The sequence below is a fragment of the Streptomyces sp. ALB3 genome, assembly GCF_044385685.1.
Lineage (GTDB): Bacteria > Actinomycetota > Actinomycetes > Streptomycetales > Streptomycetaceae > Streptomyces.
Genome location: NZ_JBISCE010000034.1, coordinates 140,873 through 162,951, shown reverse-complemented (window position 1 = coordinate 162,951; position 22,079 = coordinate 140,873). Strand labels below are relative to the sequence as shown.

Below are 22,079 nucleotides of genomic sequence, written 5' to 3'. Positions count from 1 at the left end.
CGGTCACAGGAGTGACTTGAGCTTCATGAGATCGCGGAAGCCCGCCTCCAGCCGCACCCGGCCCGATGCCCAGGCCTTCGCGAACTTCAGCTCGCCGTCGACCATGGCCACCAGGTCGTCCCCGGTCATCGCCAGCCGGATCTCGGCCTTCTCCCGGGGCGGGCCCTCGTGCGTGTCCAGCACCTGGATCCGGCCGTTCGCCAGCCGCCCGGTGAACGTCACGTCGAGATCCCTGATGTGGCAGCTCAACGAGCGGTCGAGGTCGGCGGCGCGGCGCACGTCGCCGTCCGCCCCCGCCAGATTGTCGGAAAGTGTGTCGAGTGCGCTGCGGCACTCCGCCATGGTCGCCATCGTCACCGACGGTACACCGGCCCTTCGGGGTAGCGTTCCCGCATGAGCGACTGGATGCCGGAGCCGGAGCCGGCGCGGCGGGACGAGGCGGACGAGGCCGCAGCAGCGCCCGCCGTGCCTCCCGCGCCCTCCTTCGACCCCGTACCGCCGGCGCCCCTCGGCGTCGCGCGCACCCCCACCGGGCACGCCGGTGTCGACACGCGTCTCGAGCGGCTGGCCGACGCGGACCACCTCGCGACGGACGGCCACACCGAGGTGTACGAGGATGTACACCGTGGGCTGCGCGAGGAACTGACCTCGCTGGACGCGCGGCCCGCACCCGCACCGACGCCCGCGCACGACCACAGGAGCTGAACCGAACGTGGCAGGAGTGGCACGTCGCCGCCTCGACGCCGAGCTGGTACGCCGCAAGCTCGCCCGCTCGCGCGAGCACGCGAGCCAGCTGATCGCAGCGGGGCGGGTGACCGTCGGGGGGAACACCGCGACGAAGTCCGCCACCCAGGTCGAGACCAGCGCCGCCGTCGTCGTCGTCGAGGACGACAGCGATCCCGAGTACGTCTCGCGCGGCGGGCACAAACTCGCGGGCGCCCTCGCCGCCTTCGGACCCCTGGGGCTGAAGGTCGAGGGGCGGCGGGCGCTGGACGCCGGGGCCTCGACCGGTGGCTTCACCGACGTGCTGCTGCGCGCCGGCGCCGGCCACGTCGTGGCCGTGGACGTCGGCTACGGACAGCTCGCCTGGTCCCTGCAGTCCGATGAACGCGTCACCGTCAAGGACCGTACCAACGTACGGGAGCTGACGCCGGAGCAGATTGACGGCAAGGAGGTGGACCTGGTGGTGGGCGACCTGTCGTTCATCCCGCTCGGCCTGGTGCTGCCGGCCCTGGCGCGCTGCGCGGCCCCCGACGCCGACCTGGTGCTGATGGTCAAACCGCAGTTCGAGGTGGGCAAGGAGCGCCTCGGCAGCGGTGGAGTGGTCCGCAGTCCCGAGTTGAGGGCCGAAGCGGTACGGGAGGTGGCGCGCCGGGCCGGTCTGCTGGGCCTGGGCGTCCAAGGGGTCACGGCGAGCCCGCTGCCCGGTCCGTCGGGGAACGTCGAGTACTTTCTGTGGCTGCGGGCCGGCGCACCTGAGCTGGATCCCGCCGATGTCGACCGTGCAGTGGCGGAGGGGCCCCGTTGACGACGCATGCGGTACAACCCGGGAACGCGGAACGCATCGTCTTCCTGCTGGCACACACCGGCCGGCCTGCCGCGATCCGCAGCGCCGAGCTCGTCGTCCAGGGCCTGCTGCGCAACGGCCTCGGCGTCCGGGTGCTCGCCGTGGAGGCGGAGGACCTTCCGCTGCCGCCGTCCGTCGTGACGGTCACCGACGCGACCCCCGCGGCCGTGGACGGCTGCGAACTGCTGATCGTCCTCGGAGGGGACGGGACGCTGCTGCGCGGCGCAGAGATCTCCCGGGCCTCCGGCGTCCCGATGCTCGGCGTCAACCTCGGACGGGTCGGCTTCCTCGCCGAGGCCGAGCGCGACGACCTGGACCAGGTCGTGGACCGGGTCGTCACCCGGGCGTACCAGGTCGAGGAGCGGATGACGCTCGACGTCATCGTGCACAGCAACGGTGACATCGTGCACACCGACTGGGCGCTCAACGAGGCCGCCGTCCAGAAGGTGTCGCCCGAGCGGATGCTCGAGGTCGTCCTGGAGATCGACGGCCGCCCGGTGACCGGCTTCGGGTGCGACGGGATCGTGTGCGCCACCCCGACCGGTTCGACCGCGTACGCCTTCTCGGCGGGCGGACCCGTCGTCTGGCCTGAGGTCGAGGCACTGCTCATGGTGCCGATCAGCGCCCACGCGCTCTTCGCGAAGCCGCTGGTGACCTCGCCCGACTCCGTCCTGGCCGTGGAGGTCCAGCCGCACACCCCGCACGGGGTGCTGTGGTGCGACGGGCGCCGGACCGTGGAGCTGCCCGCAGGGGCCAGGGTCGAGGTGCGGCGCGGCGCCGTGCCCGTCCGGCTCGCGCGGCTGCACCAGGCGTCGTTCACCGACCGGCTGGTGGCCAAGTTCGCGCTGCCCGTACAGGGCTGGCGGGGCGCTCCGCACTGAGTCCGGGGCCGCTGCGCACACCCGCGCGGGTGAACCCGGCACCGGGGTCCGTCGCACACCGGGTCCGGGACCTCGTAAGGTCATGTCCGTGTTGGAGGAGATGCGGATACGGTCGCTCGGAGTCATCGACGACGCGGTGGTGGAGCTGTCACCCGGTTTCACCGCGGTGACGGGTGAGACCGGCGCGGGGAAGACCATGGTCGTCACCAGCCTCGGGCTGCTGCTCGGCGGGCGCGCCGATCCCGCCCTGGTGCGGGTCGGCGCCAAGGCCGCGGTCGTCGAGGGGCGGATCACCGTGTCCCCCGGTGACCCGGCCGCGGTACGCGCCGAGGAGGCCGGGGGCGAGATCGAGGACGGCGCGCTGATCATCAGCCGTACCGTCTCGGCGGAAGGGCGGTCGCGCGCCCACCTCGGGGGCAGATCCGTGCCCGTGGGAGTGCTCACCGAGCTCGCCGACGAACTCGTCGCCGTGCACGGCCAGACCGACCAGCAGGGACTGCTCAAGCCCGCACGTCAGCGCCAGGCCCTCGACCGCTACGCCGGTGACGGCGTCGAGGTCCCGCATGCCAAGTACGCGGCGGCCTACCGGCGGCTGCGCGCCGTCGTCACGGAGCTCGACGAGCTGACCACCCGGGCCAGGGAGCGCGCCCAGGAAGCGGATCTGCTGCGCTTCGGCCTCGAAGAGGTCGCCGCCGTGGAGCCGCTGCCCGGGGAGGACACCGAACTCGCCGCGGAGGCCGAGCGGCTCGGTCACGCCGAGGCGCTCGCCTCCGCGGCCGCCCTCGCCCACGCGGCGCTCGCGGGCGATCCGGAGGACCAGGAGGGCGTGGACGCCACCACGGTCGTCGCGGCCGCCGGACGCTCCCTGGACGCCGTACGGGCGCACGACCCCGCGCTGGCCGCGCTCGCCGACCGGATCGGCGAGATCTCGATCCTGCTCGCCGACGTCGCCGGGGAGCTCGCCGGTTACGCCGACCAGCTGGACGCCGACCCGCTGCGGCTCGCCGCCGTGGAGGAGCGGCGCGCCGCACTCACCGCGCTCACCCGCAAGTACGGCGAGGACATCACCTCCGTGCTCGCCTGGGCCGAGGAGGGTGCCTCCCGGCTGACCGAGCTGGAGGGTGACGACGACCGCATCGGCGAGCTCACGGCGGAACGCGACGCGCTGCGCGCCGAGCTCTCCGTCCTCGGGCAGGAGCTGACCGACGCGCGCACCGAGGCGGCCGCGCGCTTCGCCGCGGCCGTCACCGAGGAGCTGGCGTCGCTCGCCATGCCCCACGCCCGGGTCTCCTTCGCCATCAGGCAGAGCGAGGCGCCGGACGAGGCGTCCGGTATCGACATCGGCGGCCGGAGCGTGCTCTACGGGCCGTCCGGCGCCGACGAGGTGGAGCTGCTGCTGGCGCCGCACCCGGGCGCCCAGCCCCGGCCGATCGCCAAGGGCGCCTCCGGCGGTGAGCTGTCCCGGGTGATGCTCGCCGTCGAGGTCGTCTTCGCCGGGTCCGACCCCGTACCGACGTACCTCTTCGACGAGGTCGACGCGGGGGTCGGCGGCAAGGCGGCCGTGGAGGTCGGCCGGCGGCTGGCGAAGCTCGCCAGGTCCGCCCAGGTCGTCGTGGTCACCCACCTGCCGCAGGTCGCCGCCTTCGCGGACCGGCAACTGCTGGTCGAGAAGACCGTGGACGGATCGGTGACCAGGAGCGGTGTCACGGTCCTGGAGGGCGAGGACAGGGTCCGGGAACTCTCCCGGATGCTCGCCGGGCAGGAGGACTCCGAGACCGCACGCGCCCACGCCGAGGAGCTGCTGGCGACGGCGCGGGCCGACGGATAGCGGTCGGCGGCGTCAATTTCGGACCGCCCGCTTCACTCGTACGGGTGGGCGGGCCGTCCCGCTGCCGACGCGGGGAGGGGAACAACGTTTCGTCAGTCCCGGAACGTGCGTACGGACTGGCATCCTTGGCGTTGTTCATACCGCCGACTCGGGAGCCCCGGGAGCCGATCAACGTGTCACAGCTGCGTACGGTCCAAGTGCTCGGCGGCGGTGCCGGAAGCAGCGCTCATGTCAGCTCGCTCGCCGCGGGCCTGGTCGCCCGAGGCGTACAGGTCACCGTCTGCGCCCCGGCCGGCACCGGCCGCGCCCACGGCCTTCCCGCCACGGGGGCCCGCTTCGTCGCGGTGCCCCGGCGCAGTGACCCGGCGGCCGTCGCCGCGCTCCGTACCGCCTGCGCCGGGGCGGACATCGTCCACGCCCACGGACTGCACGCCGCCGTACGCGCCGGCATCGCGCTCAGCGGCCGGGGCACCCCGCTGGTCGTGACCTGGCACACCCGCGCCCACGCCGAGGGAGCCCGCGGCCGGCTGCTGCGCGTGCTGGAGCGCAGGGCCGCCCGCGCGGCCGCCGTCCTGCTGGGCACGTCGTGGGACCTGGTCGACAGGGCCCGCCGCCGGGGCGCCAGGGATGCCCGGCTCGCGCCGGCCGCGATCCCGGCGAGCCGCTTCCCCCGGGGCCCGGGCGACGGCAAGGTGCGCGCCGAACTGGGTGCGGTCGGAAGGCCGTTGCTGGTCTCGGTGGCTCAGCAGGGCCACGACACGCTGCTGGACGCGGCGCGTGAGTGGCGGGGGCTCGAACCGCTGCCCCTGCTGGCCGTCGTGGGGGAGGGGCCCCGGGCAGGTGCCCTGCGGCGCCGGATCTCCGCGGAAGGGCTGCCCGTCGTCCTCACCGGCGGCTCGGACGACGTCGGCGAACTCCTCGCCGCCGCCGACATCGCCGTGCTGTCCGGACGCGGGGAGGGCGGGCCGCTGCTGGCCCAGGAGGCCCTGCGGCTCGGCGTCCCACTGGTCGCCGCCCGGGCCGACGGGCTGCCCGAACTGGTCGGCGACGCGGCCGAGCTCGTCCCGTACGGCGACGCGGAGGCGCTGGCCGGCGCCGTCGCACGGCTCCTCGGCGACCCCGCGCGCCGGGAACGGCTCACCCGCTCCGGGCGCGCGCAGGCGGCGGGCTGGCCGACGGAGGACGACACGATCGCCCATGTGCTCTCCGTCTACGACGAGTTGGCGCAGCCCCTGGCGGCCGCCGGCGCGTGAGCGCTCACCGCGTGTGGCGGCGGGCCCGCAGGGCCAGACTCAGCGCCAGTACCGACTGCGGGTCGTCCAGGTCGGTGCCGAGCAGCTCACCGATGCGTGCCAGCCGGTTGTAGAGCGTCTGCCTGTTCAGATGAAGGTCGCGTGCGGCCTCCGCCTTGCGGCCCGCGTGAGCCAGATAGGCCTCCAGCGTGGGCAGCAGGGCGGGGCGCGACGTCCGGTCGTGCTCCCGCAGCGGCCCGATCGCCCGGTCCACGAAGGACGCCAGATCCGCATGGTCCCGCAGCCGCCACAGCAGCAGATCGATGTCCAGGCGGCGCGCGTCGTACCAGGGCTGCTCCCCCAGCCCCTGTGCGGCCGTCGCCGCGTCCGCCGCGTGCTTCAGCCCCGTACCGGCCGTGGCCCAGCCGCCCGTGGCCCCGACCACCACCACGACCGGCGCCCGGTCTCCCGCCCGCTCCAGGCCCGCCCGTCCGGCCCCCGCTCGCAGAGCCGCCGCCACCCGGTCCGCGAGTACCGTGCGGGTGGTCCCGGGGCGCAGGGCCAGCAGCAGCGGGACCCGCCCCTCCACCGGGCGGACCCCCACGAGCACCGGCGCGCCCACCGCCGCGACCTCCTCCGTCACGGCCCTGGCCAGGAGGGCCCAGCTGCCCGGGGGCGCCGACTCGGGGGCGAGCCGCATCACCACCGGCAGCAGCGGATCCCCGCCCGGCCTGAACCCGAGCACCCCGGCCTGCGCGGGAGCGTCCCCGGGAGCGATCCGGCCCTCGGCGAGATCCGTGAGGAAGTCACCGCGCCCCCGTGCCGCGACCTCCTCCTCCTGGCGGGCCTGCATCAGCACGACCGCCAGGATGCCCGCCGCCCGCTCGGCCGCCATCCTGTGCACCGTGACCAACGGGCCGGACACCGCGAGCAGCACCAGCCTGGCCCGCACGGACCCGGCCCCGGGCCCTCCTCCCGGCACCTCCACCAGGACCGCTCCGGCCGGGGGCGCCTCACGGGCCGCGCGTGCCCCGCGCAGCCCCTCCCAGACCTGCAGCGGATCCGCGCCCACCGGTCCGGTCCCGGTCCCCGCGGCGAACAGCAGCCGGCCGTCCGGAGTCTCCAGGAACACCGGGTTCGCGGCGAAGTCGGCCAGGATCCCGAGGACCTGCGGCACCCCGCCGCCGCCGAGCACCGCCTGCGTGCACCGGCGGTGGACCTCCTCCGCACGCTGGAGCAGGGCGTAGTGGCCGTTCACGATCTCGGTGTGGATCTCCTCGGTCACCGCGACGAACGGCACCTCGCGGTGCAGCTGCACGAGCGGCAGCCCCGCGGTCCGCGCCGCCTCCACGATGGCGGCGGGCAGCCGGCTGAAACGGGGGCCGAGCTCCACCACGAGGGCGGCGATCCCGCGGTCGGCCAGCCTGCGGACGAAGGCCCGCTGGTCGGCGGGCCGGGACCCCAGGCCGAGACCCGTCGTCAGCAACAGTTCCCCGCCCTTGAGGAGGGCGGGGATGTTCGGCGCCTCCCCGGCGTGCACCCAGCGCACGGTACGGTCCAGCCGGTTCTCACAGGTCAGCACCTCCGGAACTCCGCCGCGCAGCCCGGGCAGCTCCAGCGCCCGCCGCACGGTGATCCCGCCCTCTGTCTCCACTGGCTCCGGCCTCGTGCTTCCACTCGTGCGCTCGCGCGCTCGTGTACGTGAGGCGCGAACGCCCCGGTCAGGAAGCTACCGGGCCCCGCCGTGGCTCGTCACACCACGGCCACCGCGGGCTTGACGTTGTGATTGAGGTGGAAGACGTTGTCCGGGTCGTAACGGGCCTTGACGCGCGACAACCGTTCATAGGCCCGCTCGCCGAACCCGGCGACGACCCGCTCCTGCCCCTCGCGCCCGATGAAGTTGAGGTAGACCGCGCCGCTCGCCCACGGGTTCATCGCCGCGCGCACCCCGCGCACCCACCGCCTGGCCCGTTCGTCGTCCGCCTCGCTCTCCCAGACACCGAACGGGTGCACCGCCCAGGGGGAGGCGCGCCAGGGCAGCGGATAGTCGTCCGGCCCCCTCGCCACCGCCCCGCCCATCGGGAACAGCACGTGCTGCGAGTTCGAGGGGACGGGCAACGTGGCCGCGCCCGCGCAGAACGCCGCCGCGGCCTCGTCGGGGAATCCGTCCAGGTACTCCGCCGACCAGTAGTTCCGCATACCGGGCGGGTCGTCGAGCATGCACTGCAGGTCCGCGTACGGGATCGCGGTGACGACCTCCGCCTCGCGCTCCAGCGCCAGCACGGGCGCCGCCACGTCACGGAGCTCCGCCTCCGACCCGGCGTAGGTGACCAGCACCGCGCACACGAGCCGGTCCACCAGGGCTTCGGGCACCCACTCCTCGGGCGGCCCGGTGATGTAGAGGCAGGCGCCGCCCGCCGCGTCCGGGGCGGACTCCATGACGTCCCGGTACGTACGGACCGCTTCCGGGCCGTTCTCCGGGCGGAACAGCAGCAGCGCCATGCTCATCGCCGGCAGGTCGTGCAGGCGCAGCGTCAGGGCGGTCACCACGCCGAAGTTGCCACCGCCGCCGTGCAGGGCCCAGAAGAGCTCCGGGTTCTCCTCCGCACTCGCGTGCACGGTGCCGCCGTCCGCCGTCACCAGGTCGGCGGCCAGAAGGTTGTCGCAGGCCAGCCCGAACCTGCGCTCCAGCCACCCCGAGCCCCCGCCCAGGGTGAACCCGCCGACGCCGGTGGTGGAGACGCGCCCGCCCGTGGTCGCCAGGGCGTACGGCTGGGCGGCCCGGTCCAGGTCGCTCATGACCGCGCCGCCGCCGACCCGGACGGACGGGGCGTCCCGGTCGACCTCCACCGCGCGCAGACGGCGCAGGTCGACCACCAGACCGCCCTCGCTCAGGGCCATGCCCGCCACGCTGTGGCCGCCTCCGCGAACGGCGACCTCCAGGCCCTCGTCGCGTGCGAAACGCAGGGCCCGCGCGACGTCCTCCTCGCAGGCGCACTGCGCCACCACCGCGGGTCTGCGGTCGATCATGCTGTTGAAGACGGTGCGGGCCTCGTCGTAGCCGGGATCGCCCGGTACGTGGATCCCGCCGGTGAAACCAGGGCGGAGGCCGGCCGGAACGGCGTCCGGAGGGGAGGTGCGGGGCGTCATGCTGTGCCCCCTTCGCAGGGCGTGACAGGACCCTTCCATCGTAGGTCCGGCCGCGGACTCCGGCCGTTCCGCGGGAGTCCCGCCACGCCCTCCGGGTCAGCCGACGTACGCCCCGCTGGCCGTCAGCCGCAGCGCCGTGTCGATCAGCGGCACATGGCTGAACGCCTGGGGGAAGTTCCCCACCTGGCGCTGGAGCCCCGAGTCCCATTCCTCCGCCAGCAGACCGAGGTCGTTGCGGAGGGACAGCAGCTTCTCGAAGAGCCGGCGGGCCTCGTCGACGCGGCCGATCATCGCCAGGTCGTCCGCCAGCCAGAACGAGCACGCCAGGAACGCGCCCTCGTCCCCCTCCAGGCCGTCGACACCGGCGTCGTCGCCCTCGGTGGGGTAACGCAGGACGAAGCCGTCCTCCGTGGACAGTTCCCGCTGGATCGCCTCGATCGTGCCGATGACGCGCTTGTCGTCCGGGGGGAGGAAGCCCATCTGAGGGATCAGCAGCAGGGACGCGTCCAGCTCCCGGGAACCGTAGGACTGGGTGAACGTGTTGCGTTCCGGGTCGTAGCCCCGCTCGCAGACGTCGCGGTGGATGTCGTCACGCAGCTGGAGCCACCGCTCCAGCGGGCCCTCCGCGTCCCCAGACTCGATCAGCTTGATCGTCCGGTCGACGGCGACCCAGGCCATCACCTTGGAGTGCACGAAGTGCCGGCGCGGCCCGCGCACCTCCCAGATGCCCTCGTCCGGTTCCTCCCAGTGCTTCTCCAGGTAGGTGATCAGCTTGAGCTGGAGCCCCATCGCGTAGTCGTTGCGGGTCAGACCCGTCATGTGCGCCAGGTGCAACGCCTCGGTGACCTCGCCGTACACGTCGAGCTGGAGCTGGTTCGCCGCGCCGTTGCCGACCCGGACCGGGCCGGAGTTCTCGTAACCGGGCAGCCAGTCCAGCTCCGCCTCGCCGAGCTCCCGCTCGCCCGCGATGCCGTACATGATCTGCAGGTTCTCCGGGTCGCCCGCGACGGCCCGCAGCAGCCACTCGCGCCAGGCGCGGGCCTCCTCGCGGTACCCCGTGCGCAGGAGGGACGAGAGCGTGATCGCCGCGTCCCGCAGCCAGGTGTAGCGGTAGTCCCAGTTCCGCGAGCCGCCGATGTCCTCCGGCAGCGACGTGGTCGGAGCCGCGACGATGCCGCCGGTGGGCGCGTAGGTGAGCGCCTTCAGCGTGATCAGGGAACGGACGACCGCCTCCCTGTAGGGACCGTGGTACGTGCACTGCTCGACCCACTCGCGCCAGAAGTTCTCCGTCGCCTCCAGGGAGGCCTCCGGTTCCGGGACACCGGGCGGCTCGTGGTGGGAGGGCTGCCAGCTGATCGTGAAGGCGATCCGGTCACCCGGGGCCACGGTGAAGTCCGAGTACGTCGTCAGATTCTGGCCGTACGTCTCCGCGTCCGTGTCCAGCCAGACCGAGTCGGGCCCGGCGACGGCGACCGTACGGCCGTCGACCTTGTGGACCCAGGGGGTGACCCGTCCGTAACTGAAACGCATCCGCAGTTCGGAGCGCATCGGCACGCGGCCGCTCACGCCCTCCACGATGCGGATCAGCTGCGGGGCACCTTCACGCGGCGGCATGAAATCGGTCACGCGGACCGTGCCGCGGGGGGTGTCCCACTCCGATTCGAGGACGAGGGAGTCGCCCCGGTAGCGGCGCCGGTCCGCCGCCGCGGGTTCCGCCCCCTCGGGGCGGGCGGGGCCAAGCCGCCAGAAGCCGTTCTCCTCGGTGCCGAGAAGTCCGGCGAAAATTGCGTGTGAATCGAAACGGGGCAGGCACAGCCAGTCCGCCGTGCCGTCCCGGCAGACCAGGGCTGCGGTCTGCATGTCTCCGATGAGTGCGTAATCCTCGATGCGCCCGGCCACGTGCGTCTCCAGTCGAACGGCCATGTCGCCCCGGAGGGCGCTTACTGCTGGTCAAGGGGTCGTTGTAGTAGAACCGACGAGCTCTTGCGCGGGTGAGCGGGCTGGGGTGGAGCCGCTGGGCCGGCCAACTCGGCAGCGAGTGTCCGAGCAGGATACGACGCACCCGGGAGATCCGCGCGACTGTCCACAAGTTGTCCGCCCCTGTCCCCGGCGAATGGGTGGGACCTGAAACGGACGTGGCGATCCCGTGCCCACACCCGTGCCCACGGCGGCGTCCCGGCGACGGGGGCATGGCCGGAAGCGGCCTCCCTCCGTCGCTGATACCCTGGTAGCCCGTGGACCGGTGGTCGTCCCGACAGTGGACGAGGCCCCCGAACCGCAGCGACGGCACCTCCGGAAATCTCCGTACGGACGCCGGCACGCACCTCACTATCGCGACCACGGGAGCCCCCTTTGGCTATGCAGCCCACATCCACGACGACCAAGCACATCTTCGTCACCGGGGGTGTCGCCTCCTCCCTCGGCAAGGGTCTGACTGCCTCCAGCCTGGGTGCCCTGCTCAAGGCTCGTGGCCTGCGGGTCACCATGCAGAAGCTCGACCCTTATCTCAACGTCGACCCCGGCACGATGAATCCCTTCCAGCACGGTGAGGTGTTCGTCACCAACGACGGCGCCGAGACCGACCTGGACATCGGCCACTACGAGCGCTTCCTCGACGTCGACCTCGACGGCTCGGCCAACGTCACCACGGGCCAGGTCTACAACACGGTGATCGCCAAGGAGCGGCGCGGCGAGTACCTCGGCGACACCGTCCAGGTCATCCCGCACATCACCAACGAGATCAAGCACCGTATCCGCCGCATGGCGACCGACGACGTGGACGTCGTCATCACCGAGGTCGGCGGCACGGTCGGCGACATCGAGTCCCTGCCCTTCCTGGAGACCGTCCGCCAGGTACGCCACGAGGTCGGCCGCGACAACGTCTTCGTCGTGCACATCTCGCTGCTGCCCTACATCGGCCCGTCAGGAGAGCTGAAGACCAAGCCCACCCAGCACTCCGTCGCCGCCCTGCGCAACATCGGCATCCAGCCGGACGCCATCGTGCTGCGCGCCGACCGCGACGTCCCGACCGCCATCAAGCGCAAGATCTCGCTGATGTGCGACGTCGACGAGACCGCCGTGGTGGCCTGCAAGGACGCCCGGTCGATCTACGACATCCCCAAGGTGCTGCACACCGAGGGCCTGGACGCCTACGTGGTCCGCAAGCTGGACCTGCCGTTCCGCGACGTCGACTGGACCACCTGGGACGACCTGCTGGACCGCGTCCACAACCCCGACCACGAGGTCACCGTCGCCCTGGTCGGCAAGTACATCGACCTGCCGGACGCCTACCTCTCGGTCACCGAGGCCATCCGGGCCGGAGGATTCGCCAACAAGGCCCGCGTCAAGGTCAAGTGGGTCGCGTCCGACGACTGCAAGACCCCGGCCGGCGCCCAGAAGCAGCTCGGTGACGTCGACGCCGTCTGCATCCCCGGCGGCTTCGGCGAGCGCGGTGTCGTCGGCAAGGTCGGCGCCATCCAGTACGCGCGCGAGAACAAGGTGCCGCTGCTCGGCCTCTGCCTCGGCCTCCAGTGCATCGTGATCGAGGCCGCGCGGAACCTCGCCGGCATCCCGGACGCCAACTCCACCGAGTTCGACGCCGCCACCGCCCACCCCGTCATCTCGACGATGGAGGAGCAGCTGGCCTACGTCGAGGGCGCGGGCGACCTGGGGGGCACCATGCGGCTCGGCCTGTACCCGGCCAAGCTCGCCGAGGGCTCCCTGGTCCGCGAGGCCTACGCCGGCGAGCCGTACGTCGAGGAGCGCCACCGCCACCGCTACGAGGTCAACAACGGCTACCGCGCCGAGCTGGAGAAGAAGGCCGGACTGGCCTTCTCCGGCACCTCCCCGGACAACAAGCTCGTCGAGTACGTCGAATACCCGCGTGAGGTCCACCCCTACCTGGTCGCCACCCAGGCGCACCCGGAGCTGCGCTCCCGCCCGACCCGCCCCCACCCGCTCTTCGCCGGTCTGGTGAAGGCCGCGGTGGAGCGCAAGGTCGCGGCGCGGGGGACGGGCACCGACGCGTAAGGCGATACGGTTGACCGGGGTACGGATCCTTGAGGGGATGCGTGCCCCGGTTTCTGTTTGTTCGTGGGAGGACGTACATGGGTTTCCAGGACACGCCCGAGGAATGGCAGGTCACCGCGACGGTGACCCCCTTCACCGGTAGCAAGACCAGCGTCCGCACCGACAACGTCGTGATGCCCGACGGCAGCGTCCACAGCCGCGACTACCAGGTCCACCCCGGTTCCGTGGCCGTGCTCGCCCTCGACTCGGAGGGCCGGGTACTCGTCCTGCGGCAGTACCGGCATCCGGTGCGCCACAAGCTGTGGGAGATCCCGGCGGGGCTGCTCGACGTCCCCGGGGAGAACCCGCTGCACGCCGCGCAGCGCGAGCTGTACGAGGAGGCACACGTCAAGGCCGGGGACTGGCGGGTGCTGACCGACGTCTACACCACGCCCGGTGGCTGTGACGAGGCCGTGCGCATCTTCCTCGCCCAGGACCTCTCGGAGGCGGAGGGCGCGCGCTTCGAGGTCTCCGAGGAGGAGGCCGACATGGAGCAGGCGCGGGTTCCGCTCCAGGAGCTCGTGCGAGGTGTCCTGGCCGGGGATCTTCACAACAACTGCCTGGTCGTGGGAGTCCTGTCGCTCACCGCGGTACTGGCGGGCGACGGCGTGGACTCGCTGCGCCCGGCCGAGGCGCCCTGGCCGGCCCGGCCGTTCGAGGCCTGACCCGGCCGGTCCGGCCCGGCCGTCCGGCGTTCACCGGGCCGGTCCGGCGCCGGACCGGCCGAAGGCTGATCGTATGAAACGTTGATCCGGTCGAGGGATGTGTCCGCCGCGCTCGGCCGTGATCGCCCGCACCACTGAACTACGCTCGAAAGGCCCCGACCGGACTTCCGGCGGGCAACCGCGTGCAGCGAAGTGGAGCGTGGCCCGTGACCGATCAGGCGGTGGACACCAACGGCCCGGCCGAAGCGGCGGGGACGGCGGGAGCCAAGGAACCGCCGGATGTCACGACGCGTCAGTTCTTCGGCCGCGAACGTGAGTTGAGGGCCCTTCAGGAGGACATCGAGCGCGCGGGCCTGGACACACTGGCGGGCCGCAAAGCGGCCCGCGCCCGGGTGCTGCTGATCGCCGGACGCCCCGGATCCGGACGCACCGCCCTCGCCGCCGAACTGGCCCGACGGCTCGCGGAACCAGGTGACTACCCCGACGGGGTGTTCCGGGTCTCGCTCACCGAACCGGAGGGTGAGCGCGTCCCCGGCGAACGCACCGCGCGCGCGCTCCTGGACCTGCTCTCCGTCAGCGCCCCGCCCGGAGCCGGCGAGGACCAACTCGCCGAGATGGTACGCGCGGCGTTCGCCGACCGCCGGGCCCTGATCCTGCTCGACGACGCCGTGGACGCCGAGCAGGTCGATCCACTGCTGCCGGACAACCCGGAGTGCCTGGTCGTCGCCACCGCCACCGGCCCCCTCACCGGAATCCCCGGCGTCCGCCCCTGCACCCTCGGAGGGCTGGACGCGGGCTCCGCGGTGCAGCTTCTCGCCCGCACCATCGGCCAGGTCCGCATCACGGTCGACCCGCGGACCGCCGAGACGCTCACGGAGGAGTGCGGGGGACAGCCCGCCGCCCTCACCCTGATCGCCGGCTGGCTCGCCGCCCGCCCCGGCGCCTCGGTCGCCGATGTGGCCAGGCAGCTGCGTGACCAGCCGGACGACCCGGAACAGCCCGCCGGGGCGCAGCCGCTGGCCCGTGCCCTCCGGCTGGTCCACGACTCGCTGCCACCGGCGGCCGCCCGGGTGCTGCGGCTGCTCGCCCTCGCGCCCGCCGGTCTGGCCGACGCCCACACCGCCTCCGCGCTGGCGGGGTGCTCGGTGTCGGCCGCCCAGGCGGTCCTGGAGGACTTCGTCCGCTACGGGCTGCTCAGGACCAACGGCGCCGACCTGCCGCAGTACGAGGTGCCCGGCTGCGTCGCGCCGCTGCTGCGCTCGGTGCTGGAGGAGCGGGAGCGGCCCGCCGAGATCCAGCTGGCCAGGGCCAGGATGCTGGAGCGGACCGTGCGCCGGCTCCAGGCCTGCCGTGCGGTCACCGACCCCGAGGACTCCCCGGCCCGCCGCAGGCTCGCCGGACTGCCGCGCTCGCTGCGTTTCCCGAATCCGGAGTCCGCCGCCGAGTGGCTGCGGATCCGCCAGCCGGCACTGCTGGCCTCCGCCCGTGCCGCCGTGCGCGACGGGGAACTGGACACCCTCGCCCGCCGGCTGGTGGCCGCGCTCGTCCGCGCCCTCGCCGCGCACCGGGGTACGGAAGAGGCCGCGCCCGTGCTGTACGGGCTGCACGGGCTGGTCCTCGATGTGGCGGAGCGCCGTGGCCTGCACCGGGAGAAGGCCGCCGCACTGCTCAACCTCGCCGACCTGGACGCCAGGACAGGCCGTACGACGGAGGCGCTGGCCCGCTACCGGGCCGCGCTGGACGCCGGACGCGCGGCGAACGACCTCTACGCGACCGGCAGGGCGATGGAATCCGCAGGCGGCGCGTACGCGGAGCTGGGGGACTTCAACCGGGCCTCCGACTGGTACGGCAGGGCGCTCGCGCAGAGGCTCTCCCAGGGGGAGCGGGCCGACGAGGCCCGGTTGTACGGGCGGCTCGCAGCGGTCCACACGTACGCCGGGCGCTACGGCGAGGCCCTGCGCAACTGGCGGGCGGCGGCCGCGGGCCACCGCAGGCTCGGGGACCTCCCGGCCCAGGCGCGGGCTCTCAGCGAGGCCGCGCGGGTGCAGGAGTACGCGGGCAGGCCGCAGGAGTCGCTGCACACCTGCCGGGAGGCGGTCGGACTGGCCCGCCGGGCGGGGGATGTCCGCCTTCAGGCCGCGCTGGAGCTCAGGCTGGCCGACACCCTGGACCGGCTCGGGGATCCCGCCGCCGCCCGGCTGCACCGTGCGACGGCCGACAAGCTGCTGGGCGAGGACGGCCAGGCCGATGGTCAGGACGGGCTGGGCCTACGAAATCCGTAGTGCTTCGATCAAAACTTAATGCTTTGTAAGGCTGGACAGCGAGAAGCCCTTCATTAATGATGGCTCTGCCGCACATCTCTGCGGTGTCTCCCTCTATGCTTGGTTCATGCGGGTACGTCCCGCTATGCCCGAGCTACTCTCCGAGCCAAGGACCGTGATCGACGTGAAGGTCGGCATCCCCCGCGAAGTCAAGAACAACGAGTTCCGGGTGGCGATCACCCCTGCCGGAGTGCATGAGCTCGTCCGTCACGGCCACCAGGTCCTCGTCGAGCAGCACGCCGGCGAGGGGTCCTCCATCCCGGACGCCGAGTACGTCGCCGCGGGTGCGCGGATCCTGCCCACCGCGGACGAGGTCTGGGCCGCCGCCGACCTGCTGCTCAAGGTGAAGGAGCCGGTCGCCGAGGAGTACCACCGCCTGCGCAAGGGTCAGACGCTCTTCACGTACCTGCACCTCGCCGCATCCCGCGCGTGCACGGACGCCCTGCTCGAGTCGGGCACGACCGCCATCGCCTACGAGACCGTCGAGACCGCCAACCGGGCGCTGCCGCTGCTCGCCCCGATGTCGGAGGTCGCGGGCCGCCTCGCCCCGCAGGTCGGCGCGTACCACCTGATGCGTTCGGTCGGCGGGCGCGGTGTGCTCCCCGGCGGTGTCCCCGGCACCGGGTCGGCCAGGGCCGTCGTCATCGGCGGCGGGGTCTCCGGGTGGAACGCCACCCAGATCGCCGTCGGGCTCGGCTTCCAGGTCACGCTGCTCGACAGGGACATCAACAAGCTGCGCGAGGCCGACAAGATCTTCGGCACCAAGGTGCGGACCGTCGTCTCCAACGCCTTCGAGCTCGAGAAGGCCGTCGTGGAGGCCGACCTCGTCGTGGGCGCCGTGCTGATCCCCGGGGCCAAGGCGCCGAAGCTGGTCACCAACGAGCTCGTCGCCAAGATGAAGCCCGGAAGTGTTCTTGTCGACATCGCGATCGACCAGGGCGGCTGCTTCGAGGACTCGCATCCGACCACGCACGCCGAGCCGACCTTCACGGTCCACGACTCCGTCTTCTACTGCGTGGCCAACATGCCGGGGGCGGTGCCCAACACCTCCACCTACGCGCTCACGAACGCCACGCTTCCCTACATCCTGGAGCTCGCGAACCGGGGCTGGGCCGACGCGCTGCGCCGGGACGCCGCGCTGGCCAAGGGTCTCAACACCCATGACGGCCAGGTGGTTTACCGGGAGGTGGCCGAGGCGCACGGCCTCGACCACGTCGAACTGAGCACGCTTCTCGGCTGAGCGGGTCAACCCGCCCCGTCAACCTCACACGTCCGGCCGGACCTTGCCCAGCAAGGTCCGGCCGGACGTGTGAGAGGCCCCGGCCCAACTGGCCGGAGACGTGACCCTCTACCCTTTTTGCACCCCCGCGAAAGGTGTGTCCCGGGCGCTCCGCGCTCTTGACAGCGGGGTGTTCGATTGCCGACACATCGGGCCGGGTCCGGCGGATTGTGTTGCTGCGAACCGGTGACACGCCATAGAGTCGCCAATCGTCGGCATGGTGCCACGCTGACCTATCGATAAGTTTCCTGGTCACATCCAAGGAGGTAAGACGACTTGTGAATGAGTCGACAATTACTCCCGGGGGTGGTCAACCAGGGATGCCTGCACGGGGTCTGAGCCCGATCGGGCTCGAAGCTGTCGGCTCCGTCGCTGTCCGCACCTTCGCCACCCACCAGCACATGACGACAGCCCCCCAGATGATGGACGGCCTACACGTGAACGCCATGGCCGGCAACGAGAGTGGCCGGGAGACCGCCCACTTCGCCGACTTCGCCGAGGTGCCCGAGGGGCACTTCTACGACCCCGATGCCGAATACGAGCCCGACCCGGAGTACGCGGCCACGCTCGCGCCCGACGCCGCCCGTCAGCGCCGTGAGCGGATCGGCCCGACCGGCCGGCCCCTGCCGTACTTCCCGATTCCCGGTCCGCTGACCGATCACGGTCCCGCGAAGATCATCGCGATGTGCAACCAGAAGGGCGGCGTCGGCAAGACCACGTCGACCATCAACCTGGGTGCCGCACTCGCGGAGTACGGCCGGCGCGTCCTGCTCGTCGACTTCGACCCGCAGGGAGCCCTGTCCGTCGGCCTCGGGGTCAACCCGATGGAGCTCGACCTCACCGTCTACAACCTGCTCATGGAGCGGGGCATGGCAGCCGACGAGGTCCTGCTGAAGACGGCCGTGCCCAACATGGACCTGCTCCCCAGCAACATCGACCTCTCCGCCGCCGAGGTGCAGTTGGTGAGCGAGGTGGCCCGGGAGTCGACGCTGCAGCGCGCCCTCAAGCCGCTGATGGCCGACTACGACTACATCGTGATCGACTGTCAGCCCTCGCTCGGCCTGCTCACCGTGAACGCCCTGACGGCGGCTCACAAGGTGATAGTCCCGCTCGAGTGCGAATTCTTCGCGCTGCGCGGTGTGGCGCTGCTCACCGAGACCATCGAGAAGGTCCAGGAGAGGCTCAACCCCGAGCTGGAGCTCGACGGCATCCTCGCCACCATGTACGACTCCCGCACGGTGCACAGCCGTGAGGTGCTCGCGCGCGTCGTCGAGGCCTTCGACGACCACGTCTACCACACCGTGATCGGGCGCACGGTGCGCTTCCCGGAGACCACCGTCGCCGGCGAGCCCATCACCACGTACGCGTCGAACTCGGTCGGTGCCGCCGCCTATCGCCAGCTCGCCAGGGAGGTGCTCGCCCGGTGTCCCGCCGAGTGAGTCTGCCGGGGGCCGACGAGCTGTTCCGTACCACCGGGGGCATGGGCCTGCAGGCCTCGTCCCCCGCCGAGCGGCGACGCAAGGCGAACGGCGAGGCGCGGGTCCCCGCACCCGCCGGAGGAAGCGACGCGGCGGCGGACGCCGGCCAGGGCGGCGCCGGCACGCCCGCGGGGCCGTCCCGCGAGGAGCACTCCGCGGCGGACGCCGACGGCGGCGGCTCGCGCGGCCGCACCGACGTGGACGCCCGTGGGGCGGCCGCCCCGCCCAAGGCCCGTACCGCGCCCGCCCAGGAGGCGGGGGCTCCCGCCGTCCAGCCGCAGCGCGGACGCGGCGGCGGCGGGCGGGGGGCGAACCGCAGGCCCAGCGGCCGGGAGCGCCACGACGAGAAGATCACCGTCTACGTGTCGGCCGAGGAACTGATGGACCTCGAGCACGCGCGCCTCGTGCTGCGCGGCGAGCACGGGCTGGCCGTCGACCGCGGGCGCATCGTCCGGGAGGCGGTCGCCGTGGTGCTGGCCGACCTGGAGTCCCGCGGCGACGCGAGCATCCTGGTACGCAGGCTGCGGGGCCGCTGAGCGGTGCGGCGCCGGTAGCCTGCCGGGGGAGGGCCGCCGCACGGGCGGCCCCGCCCCGGGGCCACCGCCCGCCTCCCGCCGCACCCCTGGACCCCAGCACATGCCGACTGCCGACGACACGCCACGCCCGACCCGCCGTGCCCTCGGCCGCGGACCGGGCGTACGGCCTGCGGCGGCCCCTGCGACTCCTGCGGCCCCCGCAGGCCCGCCCCGGGCCCAGGCGGCACCGCCCGGCCCCTCGGCGCCCACGGAGGCCGTGGGGGCCCTGCCGGACACCGCCGGGCCCGTCGGGAGCCCTTCCGTCGCGGCCCCGGTCCCCGAGGTGCCGGGACCCCGCGAGGCCGCCGTCGCGTCCGGGACCGGGGCCGGGGCGCCTGCCCGGCCCGCGGCGGCCGGGGAGGCGGCCGGCGACGACCGGCGGTTCACCGTGCGGCTGGTCAACTTCGAGGGCCCCTTCGATCTGCTCCTCCAGCTGATCTCCAAGCACAAGCTCGATGTGACCGAGGTCGCGCTGTCCAGGGTCACCGACGAGTTCATGGCACACATCCGGGCCATGGGACCGGACTGGGACCTCGACCAGACCACCGAGTTCCTCGTCGTCGCGGCGACCCTCCTCGACCTGAAGGCCGCCCGGCTCCTGCCCACCGCCGAGGTGGAGGACGAGGCGGACCTCGCCCTCCTCGAGGCGCGGGACCTGCTCTTCGCCCGGCTGCTGCAGTACCGCGCGTACAAACGGATCGCGGAGATCTTCAGCGACCGGCTGGAGTCCGAGTCCCGGCGGTACCCCCGTACCGTCGGGCTCGAACCCCGGCACGCGGAGCTGCTGCCCGAGGTCGTGATCAGCATCGGCCCCGAGGGGTTCGCCCGGCTCGCGGTGAAGGCGATGCGGCCCAGGCCCGAGCCGCAGGTGTACGTCGACCACATCCACGCGCCGCTGGTCAGTGTGCGCGAGCAGGCCGAGATCGTCGTGGCCCGGCTGCGGGCGGAGGGCGAGATCAGCTTCCGGGCGCTCACCGAGGACGCGGAGGACACCCTCACGGTGGTCGCCCGCTTCCTGGCGCTCCTGGAGCTCTACCGGGAGAAAGCGGTCGCCCTCGACCAGGAGGAGGCGCTCGGTGACCTCCTCGTGCGCTGGGCCGGAGGCGAAGGCGCCGGACCGGTGGTCACGGACGAGTTCGACCAAGAGGTGCACGAGCCGCAGGAGGACGTACAGGCATGAGCACGGACGACGGGCGTGGATCCCGGATCGCCGGCCTCGACCTCAGGCCCGCGCTGGAGGCGGTCCTCATGGTCGTCGACGAACCCGCCACCGAGGAACACCTCGCCAAGGTCCTCCAGCGCCCCCGCAGGGCCGTCGCGGACGCCCTGCGGGAGCTGGCCGACGAGTACACCGTCCAGCGCCGGGGATTCGACCTGAGGCTCGTCGCGGGGGGCTGGCGCTTCTACACCCGCCCGGAGTACGCGGAGGCCGTCGAGGGCTTCGTCCTGGACGGCCAGCATGCCCGGCTCACCCAGGCGGCGCTGGAGACGCTCGCGGTGGTCGCGTACCGCCAGCCGGTCAGCCGGTCGAGGGTCTCCGCCGTACGCGGAGTGAACTGCGACGGCGTCATGCGGACCCTGCTCCAGAGGGGTCTCGTGGAGGAGGCGGGCGCGGAACCCGAAACAGGTGCGATCCTGTACAGGACGACGAACTACTTTCTGGAGCGCATGGGCCTGCGAGGCCTGGACGAGCTCCCGGAGCTCGCGCCCTTCCTCCCGGAGGCGGACGCGATCGAGGCTGAGACGCTAGAGGGTGTGCCGTCGTTCGATCCGGACGCACCGGACACCCCGGAAACTCACGCAGACGACAAGACGGAATTTTGATGCGAAGCAGTGGCAGGAACAGCGGCAGCGGCGGCAGCGGCAGCGGCGGCGGCAGGAACAGCAGCGGCGGCGGCAGGAACAGCAGCGGCGGCAGGAGCGGCGGCGCAGGCGGCAGGAGTGGCGGCGCGGGAAGCAGGAACAACAGCGGCAGCGGCAGGAGCAGCAACCCGAACCCCCGGGTCTCCGGCTCCGGACGCGACGACAAGCAGGAGCAGCGCCCCCGCCGGCCCCGTCCCGAGGAGCGCCGCTACGACGTGGGCTCCGACAAGCCGGGCGGCGACGGCGGCCCCCGCAAGGGCCGCGGCGCCGCGGCCCGCGGCGGAGCCAAGGGCGGCCCCAAGCCCGCGCAGAACGTGAGCAAGGGCGGCCGGCGCCAGGGCGCGCCCGCCCGTCCCCGCGAGCTCGACGCCAAGATCGAGCAGCGCAACCGCGACCGTTACGCGGAGAAGCCCGAGATCAGGACGCCGAAGACGCACCCCGGAGCCGAGCAGGAGGGCGAGCGTCTGCAGAAGATCCTCGCCAGGGCCGGCATGGGCTCGCGCCGGGCGTGCGAGGAGCTGATCGAGCAGGCCCGTGTGGAGGTCAACGGCGAGATCGTCCTCGAGCAGGGCAAGCGCGTCGACCCGCAGAAGGACGAGATCAAGGTCGACGGCCTGACCGTCGCCACCCAGTCGTACCTCTTCTTCGCGCTGAACAAGCCCGTCGGCGTCGTCTCCACCATGGGCGACCCGGACGGCCGCCAGAACCTCGGTGACTACGTCAACAACCGGGAGACGCGGCTGTTCCACGTCGGCCGGCTCGACACCGAGACCGAGGGCATCATCCTCCTCACCAACCACGGTGAGCTGGCCCACCGCCTGACGCACCCCAAGTACGGCGTGAAGAAGACCTACCTCGCCGCCATCCAGGGGCCCCTGCCGCGCGACCTCGGCAAGCGGCTCAAAGACGGCATCCAGCTGGAGGACGGGTACGCCCGCGCCGACCACTTCCGGGTCGTCGAGAACACCGGCAAGAACTACCTGGTCGAGGTCACCCTCCACGAGGGCCGCAAGCACATCGTCCGCCGGATGCTGGCCGAGGCCGGCTTCCCGGTCGACCGCCTCGTGCGGACGTCCTTCGGGCCGATCCCGCTGGGCGACCAGAAGTCGGGCTGGCTGCGCCGCCTGACCAACACCGAGGTGGGCATGCTGATGCGCGAGGTCGGCCTGTAG

Annotated in this window: 18 protein-coding genes; 14 read left to right on the top strand and 4 right to left on the bottom strand. The window is 72.7% G+C overall.

Annotation, left to right across the window (positions count from 1 at the left end; translation table 11 throughout):
• Positions 1-3 precede the first annotated feature (3 nt).
• A complete protein-coding gene (locus ACHFIV_RS21680; protein ID WP_398971509.1) occupies positions 4-351 on the bottom strand; it encodes an alkyl sulfatase C-terminal domain-containing protein in 348 nt (115 codons plus the stop codon).
• 42 nt (positions 352-393) lie between these two features.
• On the opposite strand from ACHFIV_RS21680, the gene ACHFIV_RS21675 reads away from it, so the two are divergent.
• The 5 genes from ACHFIV_RS21675 (at position 394) to ACHFIV_RS21655 (ending at position 5,529) form a co-directional block, all read left to right on the top strand.
• On the top strand, positions 394-705 hold the full coding sequence (locus ACHFIV_RS21675; RefSeq protein ID WP_398971506.1) for a hypothetical protein: 312 nt from the start codon (positions 394-396) through the stop codon (positions 703-705).
• Between the two features lie 7 nt (positions 706-712).
• Positions 713-1,528 carry a TlyA family RNA methyltransferase gene (locus tag ACHFIV_RS21670; protein WP_398971503.1) on the top strand — a complete coding sequence of 272 codons (816 nt, stop codon included), beginning with the start codon at positions 713-715 and terminating at the stop codon, positions 1,526-1,528.
• On the top strand, positions 1,525-2,448 hold the full coding sequence (locus tag ACHFIV_RS21665; RefSeq protein WP_398971500.1) for an NAD kinase: 924 nt from the start codon (positions 1,525-1,527) through the stop codon (positions 2,446-2,448). The genes ACHFIV_RS21670 and ACHFIV_RS21665 overlap by 4 nt, the downstream gene beginning before the upstream one ends.
• Before the next feature lie 82 nt (positions 2,449-2,530).
• Entirely contained in the window at positions 2,531-4,276 is a 1,746-nt protein-coding gene (gene recN, locus ACHFIV_RS21660) for a DNA repair protein RecN (protein WP_398971497.1), read from the top strand.
• 173 nt (positions 4,277-4,449) lie between these two features.
• The gene (locus tag ACHFIV_RS21655; protein WP_398971495.1) at positions 4,450-5,529 is read left to right on the top strand and encodes a glycosyltransferase family 4 protein; all 1,080 of its coding nucleotides are present in this window, start codon (positions 4,450-4,452) and stop codon (positions 5,527-5,529) included.
• Positions 5,530-5,533: 4 nt separating this feature from the next.
• On the opposite strand, the gene ACHFIV_RS21650 is transcribed toward ACHFIV_RS21655, so the two are convergent.
• From ACHFIV_RS21650 to ACHFIV_RS21640, 3 genes are all read right to left on the bottom strand, one after another.
• The gene (locus ACHFIV_RS21650) at positions 5,534-7,162 is read right to left on the bottom strand and encodes a PucR family transcriptional regulator (protein ID WP_398971492.1); all 1,629 of its coding nucleotides are present in this window, start codon (positions 7,160-7,162) and stop codon (positions 5,534-5,536) included.
• A gap of 98 nt (positions 7,163-7,260) precedes the next feature.
• A complete protein-coding gene (locus ACHFIV_RS21645; protein WP_398971490.1) occupies positions 7,261-8,658 on the bottom strand; it encodes an FAD-binding oxidoreductase in 1,398 nt (465 codons plus the stop codon).
• Between the two features lie 96 nt (positions 8,659-8,754).
• Positions 8,755-10,557 (bottom strand): glycoside hydrolase family 15 protein, encoded by a 1,803-nt coding sequence (locus ACHFIV_RS21640; protein ID WP_398971541.1) that lies wholly within the window; start codon positions 10,555-10,557, stop codon positions 8,755-8,757.
• Between the two features lie 459 nt (positions 10,558-11,016).
• On the opposite strand from ACHFIV_RS21640, the gene ACHFIV_RS21635 reads away from it, so the two are divergent.
• The 9 genes from ACHFIV_RS21635 (at position 11,017) to ACHFIV_RS21595 (ending at position 22,079) form a co-directional block, all read left to right on the top strand.
• On the top strand, positions 11,017-12,687 hold the full coding sequence (locus ACHFIV_RS21635; RefSeq protein WP_398971487.1) for a CTP synthase: 1,671 nt from the start codon (positions 11,017-11,019) through the stop codon (positions 12,685-12,687).
• 77 nt (positions 12,688-12,764) lie between these two features.
• Complete coding sequence (locus ACHFIV_RS21630) at positions 12,765-13,391, top strand: NUDIX domain-containing protein (protein WP_398971484.1); 627 nt, start codon at positions 12,765-12,767, stop codon at positions 13,389-13,391.
• A gap of 206 nt (positions 13,392-13,597) precedes the next feature.
• On the top strand, positions 13,598-15,673 hold the full coding sequence (locus tag ACHFIV_RS21625; RefSeq protein WP_398971481.1) for a tetratricopeptide repeat protein: 2,076 nt from the start codon (positions 13,598-13,600) through the stop codon (positions 15,671-15,673).
• A 163-nt stretch (positions 15,674-15,836) separates the two neighbouring features.
• Positions 15,837-16,952 (top strand): alanine dehydrogenase, encoded by a 1,116-nt coding sequence (gene ald / locus ACHFIV_RS21620; RefSeq protein WP_398971539.1) that lies wholly within the window; start codon positions 15,837-15,839, stop codon positions 16,950-16,952.
• Positions 16,953-17,311: 359 nt separating this feature from the next.
• Positions 17,312-18,430: a ParA family protein gene (locus ACHFIV_RS21615; RefSeq protein ID WP_398971478.1), complete on the top strand. Its 1,119-nt coding sequence runs from the start codon at positions 17,312-17,314 to the stop codon at positions 18,428-18,430.
• Positions 18,415-19,005, top strand: a complete 591-nt coding sequence (locus tag ACHFIV_RS21610) for a hypothetical protein (RefSeq protein ID WP_398971475.1) — start codon at positions 18,415-18,417, stop codon at positions 19,003-19,005. The genes ACHFIV_RS21615 and ACHFIV_RS21610 overlap by 16 nt, the downstream gene beginning before the upstream one ends.
• 100 nt (positions 19,006-19,105) lie before the next feature.
• Entirely contained in the window at positions 19,106-20,224 is a 1,119-nt protein-coding gene (locus ACHFIV_RS21605) for a segregation and condensation protein A (protein WP_398971472.1), read from the top strand.
• Positions 20,221-20,868 carry an SMC-Scp complex subunit ScpB gene (gene scpB, locus ACHFIV_RS21600; protein ID WP_398971470.1) on the top strand — a complete coding sequence of 216 codons (648 nt, stop codon included), beginning with the start codon at positions 20,221-20,223 and terminating at the stop codon, positions 20,866-20,868. Before ACHFIV_RS21605 ends, scpB begins: the two co-directional genes overlap by 4 nt.
• Entirely contained in the window at positions 20,868-22,079 is a 1,212-nt protein-coding gene (locus ACHFIV_RS21595; RefSeq protein WP_398971467.1) for a pseudouridine synthase, read from the top strand. The genes scpB and ACHFIV_RS21595 overlap by 1 nt, the downstream gene beginning before the upstream one ends.